The organism is Brachyspira catarrhinii, assembly GCF_005518285.1.
Lineage (GTDB): Bacteria > Spirochaetota > Brachyspiria > Brachyspirales > Brachyspiraceae > Brachyspira > Brachyspira catarrhinii.
This window is the reverse complement of sequence record NZ_SJDU01000622.1, coordinates 1-907: the sequence shown is the minus strand read 5'-3', so window position 1 is coordinate 907 and position 907 is coordinate 1. Positions and strand designations below refer to the sequence as shown.

The 907-nt window shown below is 37.2% G+C and carries 1 protein-coding gene; it reads left to right on the top strand.

What is annotated here, in order from left to right; all coding sequences use genetic code 11:
• Positions 1-907 (top strand): PTS transporter subunit EIIC (locus EZH24_RS12680; RefSeq protein WP_161976181.1); only part of this gene is annotated, 907 nt, incomplete at both ends.

Here is a 907-nt window from a genome sequence, read left to right as displayed (position 1 = left end):
ACTACGGCTTTCAGCGTTGAAGCGACAAGGTTTATGACGGGAAAATTTCCTTTTATGATATTCGGACTTCCTGGAGCTGCTTTGGCAATGTATAGAACTTCAAGAATCGAAAAACGAAAAATTGTTGGCGCTTTATTATTTTCGGCGGCGCTAACTGCAATGATAACGGGAATAACCGAGCCGATAGAATTCACATTTCTTTTTGTAGCTCCGTTGTTTTACGCCATTCACTGCGTTTTTGCGGGAATATCTTTCATGCTTATGCATATTTTGAATGTCACAGTTGGAATGACTTTTTCGGGCGGTTTGATAGATTTATTATTATTCGGCGTCATTCAAGGAAATTCAAAAACTCATTGGATTTGGATTTTGATTGTCGGAATAGTTTATTTTTTCGTTTATTATTTTGTATTTTCTTTCTTAATTAAAAAAATGGACTTAAAAACTCCGGGAAGAGAACCCGACAGCGAAGAGCCTAAATTATATAGAAGAGCGGATGTGGAAGCCGCAAAATCTTCGAAGAATAGCGAATATGGAGAATCGCCTTTAATAGTCGCTGGACTCGGCGGAAAGAAAAATATAAGCGATGTAGACTGTTGTATCACTCGTTTGCGTATAACCGTATTTGACGCGGATAAAGTAGTAGACGCCACATTGAAGGCAAGCGGCGCTTCTGGAGTAATCAAAAAAGGAAACGGAATTCAAGTAGTTTACGGTCCGAAAGTCGCGGTTATAAAATCAAAATTGGAAGAATATCTTAAAAACCCTATAAGCGATATTGAAGATAATTCTTTAAATAATAATTCAGTTAATTCGTCTAATTCGATTAACGATAAACCGAAAGAAAATCAAACTTCAAATTCCGCGGGCGTATTGGTAGAAACGATTTATAGCCCTATTAAAGGAA